The following is a 13,376-nucleotide window of genomic DNA, read 5'->3' as shown; positions in this document are numbered from 1 at the left end:
CCTGAGTCAGCTGCCGGTAATGCGTAGTCATCTGCGCTTGAATCCTTCGGTGTGAGAGCCTGGATTCTACCGGTGGCTGGCTCTCTGCCTCTCGTTTCAAGCGTTGCGCTTATTCTATGAATTCAGGCTACTAAAATTCCATGTACTGATACGTTAAATCTACGAAAAAGCTTGTTGCAGCCTGGGTAATGATTATTTACCTGCTTGCTTGGATTGTAAGCATCAGACATGTCGGTTCCCGCGTGCATGGTCGATCCAGTGGCTAATTGACGCTCGAAAATGGAGGCGTTGTCACTGCGCTCTGCGCGGGGTGGCTCGGGCTGAGATAACCCCAGAAGGGTGCACAGCTCGGTGAGAAACATCTGCAAGTTGGCGGTTTTCATTACCACCCGCTGATCCCACCGCCCCAACGCTCGATGTATGCCTCGACCTTTGTTCAATCACACCCATTCTCCCTGGCTACGGCAAAAGCCGCGATTCTAACGGGGAAGGAGCGATGTGATGGCATAACCTGGGCTTACAAAACTGACTCTGCCGCTATCACTTGCAGAGTCACCTGCTACAACCTCAGCTTGTCGCCTGGGAAATCACAGAGAGCGACACCTATGAACGCCTGTCTATAAGATACGTAGCCAGGCGTCAGATTTACCATACCTGATGATAGTCCTTGGGTTGTACTGCCTGTAAACGTCTAATGAAATCGAAGGGCCGATGGCTATCGTTATCCTGGGTGGGTTAGTGAGCTCGACGGCACTCAATCTATTGGTGTTACCAACCTTGGCTTTACACTTCGGGCGCTTTGAAAAGCGCGTCGAAGAGTTTCCCGCCGACGTGGTACCTGCGTAATAACGGTTATGCGACTTATCGGGAAGACACGTACATTGATCGCCACATCACCGACATTCCATAGGTAGCCCGCGAATGATGACGTCCCTGGTCTCATCGATCATCGAGTTCCTCACGGTGAATCCGCACGTCGCCTATCTGGCGGTGTTTCTCCTGGCACTTTCCGAGTCAATCCCGATCATCGGTGCCGTCGTTCCAGGCACAGCCGTGATCCTCGCGCTCAGTGCCTTGGTGCCGAGTGGCGTGTTATTGCTCTGGCCGTTGCTGGTCGCCGCCACGTCAGGTGCCATCGCGGGTGATGGTCTTTCGTTCTGGCTCGGGCATCGATACCACCGCGAGATTCTTGGTTTCTGGCCTTTGAACCGGCACCCTGAACTGATTCAGAGCAGCGAGGCCTTTTTCGAGCGTCACGGCGCCAAGAGTGTGTTTCTCGCGCGCTTCGTACCGGGCGTCCGCGCCTTCATCCCGCTCCTCGCCGGCATGATGGGAATGGCGGTCAGTCGGTTCTATGCCGTCAATATCGCGTCGGCGCTCGCCTGGGCTCCGTCGCATATCCTGTCCGGTGTGCTCGTAGGCGCGACGTTCAGCATTCTCGGAGCGGCCGCCAAACCGCTCGCGATCCTGCTGGTTGTTCTAGTCGTAACGGGCTGGGCGCTCCTGCATATCGTGCGCTGGACGTTACGTCGCGGTGTCCCTCACTTCATTGACGCACTGGGACGGCTGCGGTGCTGGGCCGGCACCCACGACACCTGGCTGAGCCGCAGCCTCACCCATTTACTCGATCCTTCGCGGCCCGAAGCACGGACTCTCGCATTGTCGGCTGTGCTTCTCGTCGGTGCAGCCTGGCTCTTCTTTGGCATCCTTGAAGATGTCGTCACCGGTGACCCATTGCTGCTCGCAGACAGCGCGATATACCACGCGCTTCAAGATCTTCGCACCGCGCCAGGCGATGCGGTGATGATCGCTATCACAGAACTTGGCGACACCACGGTCGTGGTGGCGGTCACGATTGTTGTCTTGCTGTGGCTCATGTGGAAACGCGCCTGGCGTACCGCTACCTATTGGCTGGTGGCGATTGCCGGCGCTTCGGCGCTCAACACGGTCATCAAAGCGGCGTTGCATCGAGCTCGCCCCGATGAGCTTCTCTACTCCGGGTGGGGCGCGTTTTCCTTCCCCAGCGGCCATAGCACGGTCAATGTCGTGCTCTACGGTTTCCTCGCCTTCCTCATCGCGCGTGAGATCCGCCCAGCATGGCGCCTCGTGGTCGCTCTCGGCGCCGCAACCCTGATATTTCTGATTGCATTCTCGCGCCTCTACCTCGGTGCGCATTGGTTTTCCGACGTGCTCGGGGGGCTGGCATTCGGGTCGGCGTGGCTGGCGCTGCTCGGACTGTCCTACCTGGGGCGCCAAGCCGGACGCATTGAGCCAAAGGGCCTACTCGCCGCCGGTTGTTCAGCACTGATTCTCGCCGGCGGCTTCAATATCTATCGTAGCCATGCGACCGACAACGACCGCTATGCCGTCAACGTAAGAACTCCGTCCATGGCCGCCACCGATTGGTGGGCGTCGGGTTGGCAGCAACTGCCGGCACGGCGTATCGATCTGACGGGCGAGACGAATGAGCCGCTGACGTTCCAGTGGGCCGGTGGCCTGCCGGAGTTGCAGGATGTCCTGCAGCGTAACGGGTGGCGCGACTCAGCGGCCTGGACACCGTTGAACGCCCTGAATTGGCTCTCCATCCAGACCGACTCGGCAGCTCTTCCAGTTATTCCACTTTTCGCCAAGGGTCGCCTCCCCAGTCTGATGCTCATTCGACCGAATAGTGGTGGCGAACTTACCAGCTCGCGCCTCGTGCTTCGAGTATGGGTCGTCGATTTCGAGCTAACGAACGGGCGTACTTCAGCGCTGTGGATGGGCTCAGTTGTGAAGGAGCGTTTCTATCATCCCCTATCCCTCGTCACGTTAACGTCGACACAGCCCGATGTGAATGCACCACGGGGCACTCTAGCTGCCGCTTTTAACAACGGGCGGCTCCTACCTCGACCCGAAGGAACGGCAAACGGGGATTGGGATGGCAATGTCCTGTTAGCTCGACACGGCAAGACACAGAAAACAATGTCCGACTGATCCCGGCGAATGCCTGGCGATGAGGTGCACCGCCGAGCTTTTTAGAATCTTGGAGTAGTCAGACGCCATCGCTCTGTTCTGAGTTGCGCCTGGACAAGAAATCTCCTGTGCTCCAACTCTTGAATCATCACCTCCAGATCGCGAGCCGGCGTGTCAGTCTTCCAACTCCAGCCGCAGCAAAATTCAGAGCCGCTACCTCGCTCAAAGCGCGCATTGGTCGGAGTAGGCTCCGGATGCGTCTCACCGCTATTCTGAGGTCATGTAAAGCCTCGCTATCAGTCCGAGCGCTCCAACAGACCGCGGGAGTGATACAGGGCAACCTGAAGTGCCAATATCTCAGCGACAAACTTGTCTACGAATGACATTCAGTCATCTCTTTGAAACGGAATGGTCACGAGCTTAGCAGAAGTGTGGGTCATCAAATATTGACAGAGCTTCAGAGCTGCTATGTGTCTTCGAAGAGGGCTCGAAGGAGAGAACTTTCGAGAGTGTTGTCGCTGATGCGGTTTTGACCCAGGGGGGATGCGGCGGAAATCTTGGACTACCTGGAGGTAGTTCATGTATTCATACGAAGACCGTATCCGAGCGGTCAAGCTCTACATCAAACTGGGCAAGCGAACCGGGGCAACTATTCGTCAGTTGGGCTACCCGACGAAGAACTCTTTGAAGAGCTGGCACGCAGAGTATGAGCGATGCCTCGACCTGCCGCGTTGCTACGAGAACTCGAAGTCGAAGTACTCACCGGCCCAAAGGGAAAAGGCTGTCGAGCACTATCTCGAATACGGTCGCAACATCGCCGCTACCATCAAGGCGTTGGGCTACCCCGCGCGGGATTCTTTGCGTGCCTGGATTTACGAAATGCACCCCGAGTTGCATACGCGTGTTGTCAGTCGATCAGACGGGTTAGCCCGGCCGCCAGCGGTGAAGCAGGCAGCGGTCATCGCGCTGTGCACGCGAAAAGAAAGTGCGAAAGCCCTGGCTCAAAAGCTGGGCGTGTGCAGGCCGACCTTGTACAACTGGAAAAACCAGCTACTCGGCCCAGAGGTATCCCCATCCATGAAGTGTCGACTTGAACCCTCATCGTCACCGGAACGAGAGGAGTTGCAGCGGCAACTCGAATCTCTCCAGCTCGATGTTCGCCGTTTGCAGCTTGAACATGACCTGTTGATGAGGGCGAATGAACTCATAAAAAAAGAGACGGGCATCAACCGGCAAGTCCTGACCAATCGGGAGAAGACATTGCTGGCTGATGCCCTTAGGCATAGGTACTCCTTGCTAGAGCTGCTTGACGCGTTGGGCTTGGCCCGAAGCTCCTATTTCTATCATCGAGCCCGAATGCAGGTCGCGGAAAAGTACACCGAAGTGCGTCGTGCCATGGCGGACATATTCGAGCGCAATCATCGTTGCTATGGCTACCGTCGGATGCGAGCTTCGTTGAGCAGGCAGCGTGTGCGCCTTTCAGAGAAGGTGGTGCAGCGCTTGATGAAGCAGGAGTGCCTAGTCGTCGCCAAGCCGAAACGGCGTCGATACGGTTCCTACCTCGGGGAGATCAGTCCGGCGCCGGAAAACCTCCTCAACCGCGACTTCACGGCCCTAGCTCCGAATGAGAAATGGCTGACCGACATCTCGGAGTTCCAGATCCCGGCAGGCAAGGTGTACCTGTCCCCCATGATCGACTGCTTCGATGGGAAGGTAATCAGTTGGTCGATCGGCACGCGTCCCGACGCCGAGCTTGTGAACACGATGCTGGATGCAGCTATCGAAACGGTGGCCAGTAACGATAAACGGCCTGTTGTTCACTCCGATCGTGGCGCTCACTACCGCTGGCCCGGCTGGTTATCGCGCATCGCTGATGCGAAGCTGATTCGTTCGATGTCGCGCAAAGGCTGCTCACCAGACAACGCGGCTTGTGAAGGTTTCTTCGGCCGACTGAAAACGGAACTGTTCTATCCTCGCAACTGGCAGTCAACGAGCATCGAGCAGTTCATTCAGGCCTTGGATTCATACATTCGCTGGTACAACGAAAAACGTATAAAGATTTCCCTCGGCGCGCTCAGTCCCATTGAGTATCGTGAAAGCCTGGGCTTAGCGGCATAACCAGTCCAAGTTTTTGTCCGCATCCCCCTTGGGTCAAAACCGCATCAGCACCAACACGCCCAGCCTGCTGGGTAGCAAATGACGCGGATAACAATTTCAAGCAGTACATCCAGCATCGAAGCTCCATGGCATAGTCAATTTCAACATGATTACGATCGTAGTTTGGGGCCTGCCGGAGAAGATGTCCGGACTAGACTCGCTCATCCTGCAGCCCTGCCATACTGTTCAGCATGACCCGTGCAACCTTCCGCTTCTACGAGGAGCTCAACGATTTCCTGCCGGCCGAACGGCGGCGGCAGTCCTTCACCTGCGAGTGCGCGCGAGGGGCGACGGTCAAGCACATGATCGAGGCGCTCGGGATACCGCACACCGAGGTCGAGCTGGTACTGCTCAACGACGAGTCGGTGGGCTTCGAGCGGGTGTCTTCGACAGTGACCGGCTGGCGGTGTATCCCAAGTTCGAAGCGCTGGACATCAGCCCGTTGCTCAAGGTTCGTGCGCAACCTTTACGGGTGCTGCGCTTCGTCGCTGATGCGCACCTTGGCGGGCTGGCCAGCCTGCTGCGCATGAGCGGCTTCGACACCCTCTACGACAATGGCTTCGAGGATGGCGAGATCGCCGAGATCGCTGCGCAGCAAGGACGCATCGTGCTAACCCGCGACCGCGAACTGCTCAAGCGGCGGATCATCAGCCACGGCTGTTACGTGCATGCCCTGAAACCGTCGCTGCAGCTGCGCGAATTGTACGAGCGCCTCGACCTGGCGCGTAGCGCGCGGCCATTCAGCCTGTGCCTTCATTGCAACCTGCCGCTGCACGAGATCAGCCCGGAACTGGCCCGGCCGCAGGTTCCGCCACGCATTGGCGCCCTCTATTCGCACTTCCTGCACTGCGACGCCTGCCAACGGGTTTACTGGGAGGGTTCGCACTGGCGCGGCATGTGTGCACTGCTGGCACCTCTGCTGGACCGATAGCCGAGCGCATCGGGCCGGCTGCGTTGCCAGGGATAACTGGCTTGTGCATCAGGTAGATAACGGCCAAAAGCAATGGGATGGACTTCTCCTCACTTCGGCATCTTGAGTGCCAGACTGAAGGTGCGAACCACAGTCAACAGTGAGAAGGAGTCCACACATGAAGCTTATGCGCATTGGGGTCGACCTGGCCAAGAACGTATTTCAGATCCACGGTGTGGATCGCCATGAGAAGCCGGTCTGGCGGCAGCGTCTGTCTCGTGATCAATGGCTTCAAACGGTGCTGGAGAAAATCGAACCTGGTTGTGAGATCGGCATGGAGAGTTGCGGTGGCGCCCATCATTGGGCGCGGCAACTCGAAGCTCGCGGATTTCGAGTCAAGCTGATCGCCCCCCAGTTCGTTAAACCTTATGTCAAAAGCAACAAGAACGACGCAAACGATGCCGAGGCGATCTGTGAAGCGATGAGCCGTCCCACCATGCGCTTCGCTCCCTCGGCCATCCAGAGGGTCTGGAGGTCACGGTCATTGACGATGCCATCGTCCGCGAGCCGAACCTCGTACGTCAGCGTTTCTGGCCGTGTGACTTGGGCCAATTCAAAGCAATCAGTTTGGTGAATCGTTACAATCTCATGCTGGGTACGTCCTGGGAGGCCCTGCCCTTCCGATTTCCAAGCCAAGAGACGATAGAGGCGATGCGCGCCGCCGACTTGATCATTTCCGCTGTTGACCTTTCTTCGGCCCGTCGCGCAATCGCCAGCAGCGCGCTTCTATCCCGACACTGCATGTGGCTTGACCTCGGCAACGAGGCCCGCCATGGACAGGTTGTGTTCGGCGCTGCGCATGTAGACAAGAGGGGCATCTACCCCAACGTGATGGACGCTTACCCTGAAATCGAAACGCTCGAAGATGACACCAAAAAATCCTGCTCGGTTGCGGAAGCCATTCGTTCGCAGGACTGCTTGGTCAACCGGGCAGTTACAACTGCCGGAATGAGCATTGTGTGGGAGTTGCTGCGGACGGGGAAAACCGATAAGCACTGGATCACAGTGGATCTGGCGTCCGGCTCTCAAAACGCCTTTCCGTTCCCTGCTGTTCCGCAATCTGCCTAACTCAACCACTCCCGTCTTCGCATTGATCCAGCCGCTGCTCCATCTGCGATATCAGGTCAGCGGCTTTAACTTCGAGGGCTTTAGACAACCTCATAATCAAGGGAAGTGTGGGCAGACTCTCGCCCCGCTCGATTTTCCCCAGGTGCGCCCGCTCAACCCCAGCCAGGAGAGCAAGTTTCTCCTGAGCTAGGCCCGATTTTAGGCGTTCTTCGCGTACGACATTGCCAAAAGCTCCTGCCACCTGAGGGTCAAAGCTTGATGTTCCTGCCGGTCGCCCGCGTGTAGGTGGTCGCTTCTCCATAGACAGAAGCGTTATCGGCAGGAACAATTAAAACCACGTTTAAGAATACCCGTTTCGCTATTTACGCTATGCCCAGAGGGCCAGCGGAGCGGTTTTATGTGCACACTCCCCTGGTTAGGACTAGCAAATATGACTCACGTTGACCCCTCCGTACCTCAGCACTTGGCAGAGCTTTACCAGGAACTGAACGCATCGAGAGCGACCCTGCTGGCATTGATTGAGGCCGAGGGTTCCGGCATCCATCGGCGGACACTGGATCAGCTTGATCGCATGATTGCAGAGATATTTTTTCCACTGGAGTTCGTTGTTTACAGCGAAGAAGAGACGGTGCCCTCGGATGATCCGGCGTCTGCTACCCCGACCGGGTATGCGTGGCGAGTGACTGGCCGTGAGGGCGAGATCAGGACGCTCCGGTGTGACGAAACCGGCCAGGAAATATCCATCTCGATTGGAAGAGCCATCACAGACTTCGCTTTGGTGCCCAATCACCTACCGGAAGCCTACTTTCCCGATCTCGATCTCACCCCGGCGCAACTGGAGGGGAAATATGCACAGCGTGGCAACGATCACCCTTTCTTGACCAATTACCAGTGGCTTCAAGCAGTGCGCAACAACCAGACCCAGTTTGGATACTGGCAGTGGGTTCTGGCTCAACTGCTGGCCCTGCACCGACGCTCGCTCCCCTAAAGCCCCGCACGAATACCGCGCCAGCCACTGATGCACCTCGGGGCTTGGCGCAGGCCACTCGAAAGCTTCCGCCCGCCCTGTACCTCTTACCCAGATAAATTCCTCTTCAATCGGTGTGGGAAAATGCCTGCCCCGACTTGGGATATCTGCGCCGGCCTTTATCCTAGTCGCAGGCAAATAGAGGAGACCGCGATGCGCACTTTCACCGGCACAATTAAGACTGATGTACAAGGATCTGAGGTGGAATTTGAATTCGAGGTCGATGACAACGCTACTGCTGAACAGATCGAAGCCGAGGCAAAGCAGGCGGCGTTTGAGCTTGTCCAGTGGCATTACGAAGAAGTGAAGTAGGAAAGTGCCCATGAGCGAGCAAGTAACGATGCAGTTCGGCCCCCTGGAGCTGCGCAAGACAGAGGAAGGCTGGCAGTACCTGAGCGAAGGCGTTGGCCATGAGCCTGATACCTGGTGCGATGCTACCAGTGTGCTTGGGCCGTTTGGCGGTTCAGGTGTGAACGATCTGCTTGATGAGTTGGCTGCAACAAAAGCCAACGCAGAAGCACGCGAATCCGAGCTTGTAGATGTTCTCCAGCACATTCGAGGAAAAAGTTGCTGTTCGGACGCTTGGGATGCCATTGACGAGGTTGTGCCGTATAACGACGCGCTGTACAGCTGATACAAGAAAATCCCGCAGCAGACCACAGCCCCTTAATTGGGGCTAAGTCCGTGAGATGGTGCCAATTTTCGGTTACGCAACGATGTCTTGGTCATCAAAGGTATGACGCGCTGAAGGAGTGCTGAACATGTTGGGAGCTGCATTTATCGCCGATATAGCTGGTCTCTTCTACTGGCTGTTGATCCTACTGGCAATTGGCGCAGCCCTCACTTGGTTGTGGACGTTCGTCGATCACCTGGACATCCGCAAGGGTTGGCAAGCTCTGGTGGTGTGCGCCGTGACGATAGTTCTTGTGCGTGTCGTTGGGGCACAGGCCGACCACTATCGGGCGATGGCGACCGCTGCTGGAACCGGGCTACAGCCGGGCGATGGCCTGGGCATCTTCTTCATGTTCTTCATGGGGGTCGGGCTACTTGTAACCCCATTCGTGCTGCTTTTCTCGGGTAACGGCAGCAAGAAGGAAGGCAGTGGATAACCGAGTACGCACCCCTCGCATAAATCTCGATCTCTACCAACTCGGCGGTAAATCCACCGAAAAGCGCTAAAGGCGTCAATCATAATGCTCTACATCCTCCTATGCTCCGTTGTTCTGCTGATCGTGGTCATTGGTACCGTCGCTCGCGCTACGTTGGCCTTGGTTTCCCCCGGCCCTGGGCAGCGGCTACGTCAAATGGTTCTCGTGCTGGCTTCCTATGCTGTAGGCATGGCCTACTGCGCACCACTGCTTTACCTCTTCTTTGGCCCAGATGGCGCTCCGGGGGAAACTCTTGGCGTCGATACTGCGCGGCTAACCGTCTATCTGCTTTTGGCTGCCTCAGTGGCCCTACTCTTCTACATCCCCTCGCTGTGGAAAAGAGCGGCTGACTCCAAAGGCTTTTGGCCGATGGGCCAGCTGACACTCGTTGCTTTGGCATGCTTCGTAGGTGGTAAGTCCGCATATGACCACCTGACGTTCTTCAACAACGATCAAGCTGGTTGGGCAGATGTTGCTCTCATGAAGGAAATCGGAGAAATAACCGATATGCCGGGATGCACCAGCCCGGTTGCCTTTGTCCGGTTCCAATCCACTGGCCCATTTGAATACCGCTGCCCTGGTTTGATCGTTTTCAACCGGCTTTCATCGCAGCCTTTCGGCCCATGGCCACACAACGATAACGGCTCAAGCCAGCAGCTCGCAGATGTCATCCTGAAAATCAAAAGCGAAGCGAAAGTGGCGAAAGACTCTGAAGAGGAGTCCGCCCCGCTATGAGTGCGAAAGCCCGCAAGTCAAAGCCAGCACAGCCACCGGCTGAAATGCCTATTGAGTGGCCGCGCGCCGACCCGGCCGAGCTGGCCAAGTTCGACCCGGCGTCGAAGGTTTGCAACATGAATTGCGGCCCTCACAAGAACGACCCACGCAGCCATACCGAGCGGCTGTTTCTGTGTGCCGACTGCTAACCCAAGGAACCCGCCCCGATGTATGTGAACAAGAACGAATGCGCCGCTGCGCGCCTCGATCCGGCCGCGGTGGCCAAGATCGCTCGCGGCCTTGAGCGCTATGCCAAGCAAGCCGCCGCCCTGCGCCTGACCGTGTTCAGTGACGGTAGCCTGCGCTATGACGACGGTGGCCCCGGCGCGCTGTTGGTGGCCGGAGGTCTGGGGCACAACTTCGACGGTGGCGACGGCGCGAGCAACGACCGCGCGGACGGCCTGCAACGCGGTGAGTGACTGCGCATAACGGCGGATTACGTCAGATCAGCCCTACCAGGGCGGTGTGGTCTGGCAATCTGAACCAAGACTGCCGGCGACCAGTTGTCGGCGGAATAGTAGACCATGGCCAGGCCCTGGCTAAAACGAGGAGAAAAAGATCATGGCAAACGAAGAAGTCGTAGTGACCACCGACACCCAGGATTTGCTGGGGCTGTCCGCTGATGCAGCAGATGTGATTCTTTCCAACTGCCAGGTGCAGATCCAGCTCGTAGATACAGCACCAGCTGCGCAGGCTGTTCAAGCCGACGACAACTCAAAGTAGGCAGGCACGGGCTCGGTATCGGTCATGGCCTTGGGATTCAGGCGATCTTTGAGATGCTTAGCAACAACACCTCGGATACCCAGGAAGCCCGCAATGACCGATGCTGAGTGGAAGAAAGAAGCAGCTCGACTGAAAGGCGCAGCAACTCGCGCAAAATCGAAAGTGAAGAAGGTGACAATGCTCGCCGACAAGATCGAGGCGCGAGAAGCCCAGAAGGCAGCAGAGGAAGCTCTGCGTATGCACAAGCTGAATTACTACGAATTGGTAGCCATCTAGCACGGGCGCTCAGGCGTGATCGTCTGCCCGCCGCCGCCGGCTATATCAAGTCCAGAAATAGGGAGCACGTCCATGGAAATGAAATTTCGCACCCAGTCCGGTGCCACTGTCACTGCCGACCCTATGGCTGAGGCACCGCACCCCGTAGAGCTTGCAGACCCAGCAGCTGAGCGTGGCGTGGGCCACGTCGAGTCCGCTTCCCTTCTGCGCAAACAGATCGAGCGCGTGATTCGTGAATACGGCGCAGATCCTGCGGAAGCCGCTCTGGCGGTCTGCGTCATTCTCGACGGGAACTTGGGTCTGGCTGAAGACGGCTGGTTTGACGATGACGAAACCGTTCTGAACGCGATCATTGCCGGCAGCCAGGCTGACGACTGATCTGTTTGACGAAAAGCGGAGGCGAAAACATTGGTCTGGATCAAGACAAAAGACCTCATGCCTGCTCCAGGGGTGCCCGTGCAGTGCAAACTCAGGCATTGCAGCAGTGGGACTGTCCAGCAGCATCGCCTAGTCCGCGTGGTCGAGGACGATTGTACCTGGCGAACTGCCGGCGACCTTTGCGAAGTGAGTTATGACTGGGACGTGATCGAGTGGGAGTCCGCCTAGGGCAACGGAGAGGGAACAAAAATGATGAACGTACCTATGGGGTTGTTAATTCTGGCAGTGTCATTTTCTGTCAAGGCGGCAGGTCAAGGCGAACCGATGGAACCGTTCCTGGGCATCCTAAAACTGGTAATAGCTCTCGGTGGCTTAGTTGTGGTTTTGACTGCGGCACGTTGGCTGTATAGCTGGTACCAATGTCGAAAAGTAACCCGTACCGCCACTGAATCTGTCAAAGAGCGTGTCGCTCGTGGTCAGAAGCCCTATTGCTAACTCCCATTCTTCAGTGGAGTTTTGCAGGGCGAACCCCGTTAATGCCCACGCCCCGCTTAGCGGGGCTGGGGTCATAGGAGAGGGCCACTTTCGGGCCTCACAATGAAGAAGGACACATCATGGCAACTGAATCTCCGTTTCTGAAGCACCGAGAGATCTTGCTCCACCAATCCTACAGCGCCGCTGGCGCGCTCCAAGATTTTGCCCTGAGCTGCTACAACGGCCAGCTAGGGCAGTTCCGGGGTGACGCCCTGGCCAACTTCGACCAACAGCACTTCGCAATTTTTGTCGAGATGGCCACCTACTACCACCAGCACCGCGAGAATGATCCACACTTGCTCGAGGTCGGCGCGGCCATCTGGGCGGATCGTCGTGATCGCGGGCGAAAGCACTTGGCCGAGCTAGCCGAGCACCGTGCGATCAACCCGAAAGAGTACCCGGACGGCTCGGAGCGAGATTATTTCGACCAGTTGGATTGGCTGAACCGGCAAACTGAACGCATGAAAGCGAAGGGCTGGATCGACGAATAAAACTGAATGGAGACCACGATGGCAAACGCACCCAGCGAGTTGATGCAGCAACAAGATGACCCTGTGTGGTTCGTGGAGGAGCGCCAGCTGAACGGCGACTGGATCGCCATCGACCGCGCGGACGATCAGGCCGAAGCCGAAGCGAAGTTGAGCCATGCCGAGAACTGCCTTCCAGGCACGTACCGTCTGAATCGGTCGGATTGGTGAGCCCGGCCACGCAAGAGCCATCCCATCCAGGAGAAGCGCAGCCAAGTAGCAGCCGATCGTGCTCTGTTTCCTGTAGATGATTTCTCCTCGGCTTCCTCCTGTCGCAGGGAGGAGCCGCCTCCACCGCCCATCAGTTGGGATTTCCCGTTGCCGCCGTAGGCTGAGTCTGTAGGCACCAGGTAGGTGCTCAGAGGACAGCCAATGCACCCGTCAATCTCCCGCGCACACCAGTTCGACGACCAGGTAGTTATCCCGGCACTGGGCCAGCAGCTCACCCTGCTTGGGTTCGAGCCTGAGCCTGCTGTGCTGGCAGAGGGAACCTATTTCGATGCGCCGACAGTGGATCTGGACAGCTATGACCACGTTGTAGTCTGTGTGTCTGGCAAGGACAGCATCGCTTGCCTGCTGGCACTGATCGAACAGGGTGTGGATCTGCGTCGTGTTGAGCTCTGGCACCATCGGGTGGATGGTGCAGAGGGGAGCACCCTCATGGACTGGGCTTTCAATGACAGTTTCATCGAGAAGTTCGCAGCTGCATTCAATCTGCCGCTCTATTTCTCCTGGTTGCAGGGTGGCATCGAGGGCGAAATGCTCAAGATGGACGCCTACTCCAAGCCTCACATGGTCGAAACTCCAGGCGGAATTATTTGCTTGGATCGTGATACCAGTCG

The 13,376-nt window shown here is 57.3% G+C and carries 18 protein-coding genes and 3 pseudogenes; 19 read left to right on the top strand and 2 right to left on the bottom strand.

Annotation, left to right across the window (positions count from 1 at the left end; genetic code table 11):
* Positions 1-921 precede the first annotated feature (921 nt).
* Positions 922-2,973: a bifunctional DedA family/phosphatase PAP2 family protein gene (locus ABX75_RS27535; protein WP_047883086.1), complete on the top strand. Its 2,052-nt coding sequence runs from the start codon at positions 922-924 to the stop codon at positions 2,971-2,973.
* A 127-nt stretch (positions 2,974-3,100) separates the two neighbouring features.
* Here the strand turns inward: ABX75_RS27535 and ABX75_RS29830 are convergent, their stop codons facing one another.
* Positions 3,101-3,217: a hypothetical protein gene (locus ABX75_RS29830; protein ID WP_256203876.1), complete on the bottom strand. Its 117-nt coding sequence runs from the start codon at positions 3,215-3,217 to the stop codon at positions 3,101-3,103.
* Positions 3,218-3,531: 314 nt separating this feature from the next.
* Here ABX75_RS29830 and ABX75_RS27530 point away from each other — a divergent pair, with 314 nt between their 5' ends.
* The 4 genes and pseudogenes from ABX75_RS27530 (at position 3,532) to ABX75_RS27515 (ending at position 7,147) form a co-directional block, all read left to right on the top strand.
* A complete protein-coding gene (locus tag ABX75_RS27530; RefSeq protein WP_039615185.1) occupies positions 3,532-5,070 on the top strand; it encodes an IS3 family transposase in 1,539 nt (512 codons plus the stop codon).
* Positions 5,071-5,300: 230 nt separating this feature from the next.
* Positions 5,301-6,040: pseudogene (locus ABX75_RS27525) on the top strand (Mut7-C RNAse domain-containing protein).
* Between the two features lie 157 nt (positions 6,041-6,197).
* Positions 6,198-6,524 (top strand): annotated as a pseudogene (locus ABX75_RS27520) (transposase); the annotation flags it as partial.
* 23 nt (positions 6,525-6,547) lie between these two features.
* A complete protein-coding gene (locus tag ABX75_RS27515; RefSeq protein ID WP_082136213.1) occupies positions 6,548-7,147 on the top strand; it encodes a PRTRC system ThiF family protein in 600 nt (199 codons plus the stop codon).
* Between the two features lies 1 nt (position 7,148).
* Here the strand turns inward: ABX75_RS27515 and ABX75_RS27510 are convergent, their stop codons facing one another.
* Positions 7,149-7,448: a helix-turn-helix domain-containing protein gene (locus ABX75_RS27510; RefSeq protein WP_011600738.1), complete on the bottom strand. Its 300-nt coding sequence runs from the start codon at positions 7,446-7,448 to the stop codon at positions 7,149-7,151.
* A gap of 129 nt (positions 7,449-7,577) precedes the next feature.
* On the opposite strand from ABX75_RS27510, the gene ABX75_RS27505 reads away from it, so the two are divergent.
* The 14 genes and pseudogenes from ABX75_RS27505 to ABX75_RS27455 all read left to right on the top strand — a co-directional run.
* Entirely contained in the window at positions 7,578-8,135 is a 558-nt protein-coding gene (locus ABX75_RS27505; protein WP_047883085.1) for a hypothetical protein, read from the top strand.
* Positions 8,136-8,327: 192 nt separating this feature from the next.
* Entirely contained in the window at positions 8,328-8,486 is a 159-nt protein-coding gene (locus tag ABX75_RS29545) for a hypothetical protein (RefSeq protein WP_156796377.1), read from the top strand.
* A 10-nt stretch (positions 8,487-8,496) separates the two neighbouring features.
* The gene (locus tag ABX75_RS27500; protein WP_033039648.1) at positions 8,497-8,808 is read left to right on the top strand and encodes a hypothetical protein; all 312 of its coding nucleotides are present in this window, start codon (positions 8,497-8,499) and stop codon (positions 8,806-8,808) included.
* 127 nt (positions 8,809-8,935) lie between these two features.
* On the top strand, positions 8,936-9,283 hold the full coding sequence (locus tag ABX75_RS27495; protein ID WP_047883084.1) for a hypothetical protein: 348 nt from the start codon (positions 8,936-8,938) through the stop codon (positions 9,281-9,283).
* 84 nt (positions 9,284-9,367) lie between these two features.
* The gene (locus ABX75_RS27490) at positions 9,368-10,057 is read left to right on the top strand and encodes a hypothetical protein (protein WP_047883083.1); all 690 of its coding nucleotides are present in this window, start codon (positions 9,368-9,370) and stop codon (positions 10,055-10,057) included.
* Complete coding sequence (locus tag ABX75_RS27485) at positions 10,054-10,245, top strand: hypothetical protein (RefSeq protein ID WP_047883082.1); 192 nt, start codon at positions 10,054-10,056, stop codon at positions 10,243-10,245. The genes ABX75_RS27490 and ABX75_RS27485 overlap by 4 nt, the downstream gene beginning before the upstream one ends.
* Before the next feature lie 18 nt (positions 10,246-10,263).
* Complete coding sequence (locus tag ABX75_RS27480) at positions 10,264-10,515, top strand: hypothetical protein (protein ID WP_047883081.1); 252 nt, start codon at positions 10,264-10,266, stop codon at positions 10,513-10,515.
* A 142-nt stretch (positions 10,516-10,657) separates the two neighbouring features.
* The gene (locus ABX75_RS29540) at positions 10,658-10,819 is read left to right on the top strand and encodes a hypothetical protein (protein WP_161969143.1); all 162 of its coding nucleotides are present in this window, start codon (positions 10,658-10,660) and stop codon (positions 10,817-10,819) included.
* Positions 10,820-10,912: 93 nt separating this feature from the next.
* A complete protein-coding gene (locus ABX75_RS27475) occupies positions 10,913-11,095 on the top strand; it encodes a hypothetical protein (protein WP_047883080.1) in 183 nt (60 codons plus the stop codon).
* Between the two features lie 72 nt (positions 11,096-11,167).
* On the top strand, positions 11,168-11,473 hold the full coding sequence (locus tag ABX75_RS27470; protein WP_047883079.1) for a hypothetical protein: 306 nt from the start codon (positions 11,168-11,170) through the stop codon (positions 11,471-11,473).
* Between the two features lie 249 nt (positions 11,474-11,722).
* Positions 11,723-11,968 carry a hypothetical protein gene (locus ABX75_RS29285; protein WP_131657989.1) on the top strand — a complete coding sequence of 82 codons (246 nt, stop codon included), beginning with the start codon at positions 11,723-11,725 and terminating at the stop codon, positions 11,966-11,968.
* A gap of 119 nt (positions 11,969-12,087) precedes the next feature.
* A complete protein-coding gene (locus ABX75_RS27465; protein ID WP_033039634.1) occupies positions 12,088-12,498 on the top strand; it encodes a hypothetical protein in 411 nt (136 codons plus the stop codon).
* A gap of 18 nt (positions 12,499-12,516) precedes the next feature.
* Positions 12,517-12,705, top strand: coding sequence for a hypothetical protein (locus ABX75_RS27460; RefSeq protein WP_033039631.1), 189 nt, complete (start codon positions 12,517-12,519; stop codon positions 12,703-12,705).
* 201 nt (positions 12,706-12,906) lie between these two features.
* Positions 12,907-13,376 (top strand): annotated as a pseudogene (locus tag ABX75_RS27455) (phosphohydrolase); the annotation flags it as partial.

Source organism: Pseudomonas sp. ARP3, from assembly GCF_001029595.1.
Taxonomy (GTDB): domain Bacteria; phylum Pseudomonadota; class Gammaproteobacteria; order Pseudomonadales; family Pseudomonadaceae; genus Aquipseudomonas; species Aquipseudomonas rhodesiae.
This window is presented reverse-complemented; position numbering and strand designations above follow the sequence as displayed.

Coding starts and splice junctions, on each gene's coding strand:
- ABX75_RS27495 (WP_047883084.1), top strand. CDS start 8,936: ATGTTGGGAGCTGCATTTATCGCCGATATAGCTGGTCTCTTCTACTGG.
- ABX75_RS27505 (WP_047883085.1), top strand. CDS start 7,578: ATGACTCACGTTGACCCCTCCGTACCTCAGCACTTGGCAGAGCTTTAC.
- ABX75_RS29540 (WP_161969143.1), top strand. CDS start 10,658: ATGGCAAACGAAGAAGTCGTAGTGACCACCGACACCCAGGATTTGCTG.
- ABX75_RS27510 (WP_011600738.1), bottom strand. CDS start 7,448: ATGGAGAAGCGACCACCTACACGCGGGCGACCGGCAGGAACATCAAGC.
- ABX75_RS27470 (WP_047883079.1), top strand. CDS start 11,168: ATGGAAATGAAATTTCGCACCCAGTCCGGTGCCACTGTCACTGCCGAC.
- ABX75_RS29285 (WP_131657989.1), top strand. CDS start 11,723: ATGATGAACGTACCTATGGGGTTGTTAATTCTGGCAGTGTCATTTTCT.
- ABX75_RS27500 (WP_033039648.1), top strand. CDS start 8,497: ATGAGCGAGCAAGTAACGATGCAGTTCGGCCCCCTGGAGCTGCGCAAG.
- ABX75_RS27535 (WP_047883086.1), top strand. CDS start 922: ATGATGACGTCCCTGGTCTCATCGATCATCGAGTTCCTCACGGTGAAT.
- ABX75_RS27490 (WP_047883083.1), top strand. CDS start 9,368: ATGCTCTACATCCTCCTATGCTCCGTTGTTCTGCTGATCGTGGTCATT.
- ABX75_RS27480 (WP_047883081.1), top strand. CDS start 10,264: ATGTATGTGAACAAGAACGAATGCGCCGCTGCGCGCCTCGATCCGGCC.
- ABX75_RS27530 (WP_039615185.1), top strand. CDS start 3,532: ATGTATTCATACGAAGACCGTATCCGAGCGGTCAAGCTCTACATCAAA.
- ABX75_RS27485 (WP_047883082.1), top strand. CDS start 10,054: ATGAGTGCGAAAGCCCGCAAGTCAAAGCCAGCACAGCCACCGGCTGAA.
- ABX75_RS27465 (WP_033039634.1), top strand. CDS start 12,088: ATGGCAACTGAATCTCCGTTTCTGAAGCACCGAGAGATCTTGCTCCAC.
- ABX75_RS27460 (WP_033039631.1), top strand. CDS start 12,517: ATGGCAAACGCACCCAGCGAGTTGATGCAGCAACAAGATGACCCTGTG.
- ABX75_RS27475 (WP_047883080.1), top strand. CDS start 10,913: ATGACCGATGCTGAGTGGAAGAAAGAAGCAGCTCGACTGAAAGGCGCA.
- ABX75_RS29545 (WP_156796377.1), top strand. CDS start 8,328: ATGCGCACTTTCACCGGCACAATTAAGACTGATGTACAAGGATCTGAG.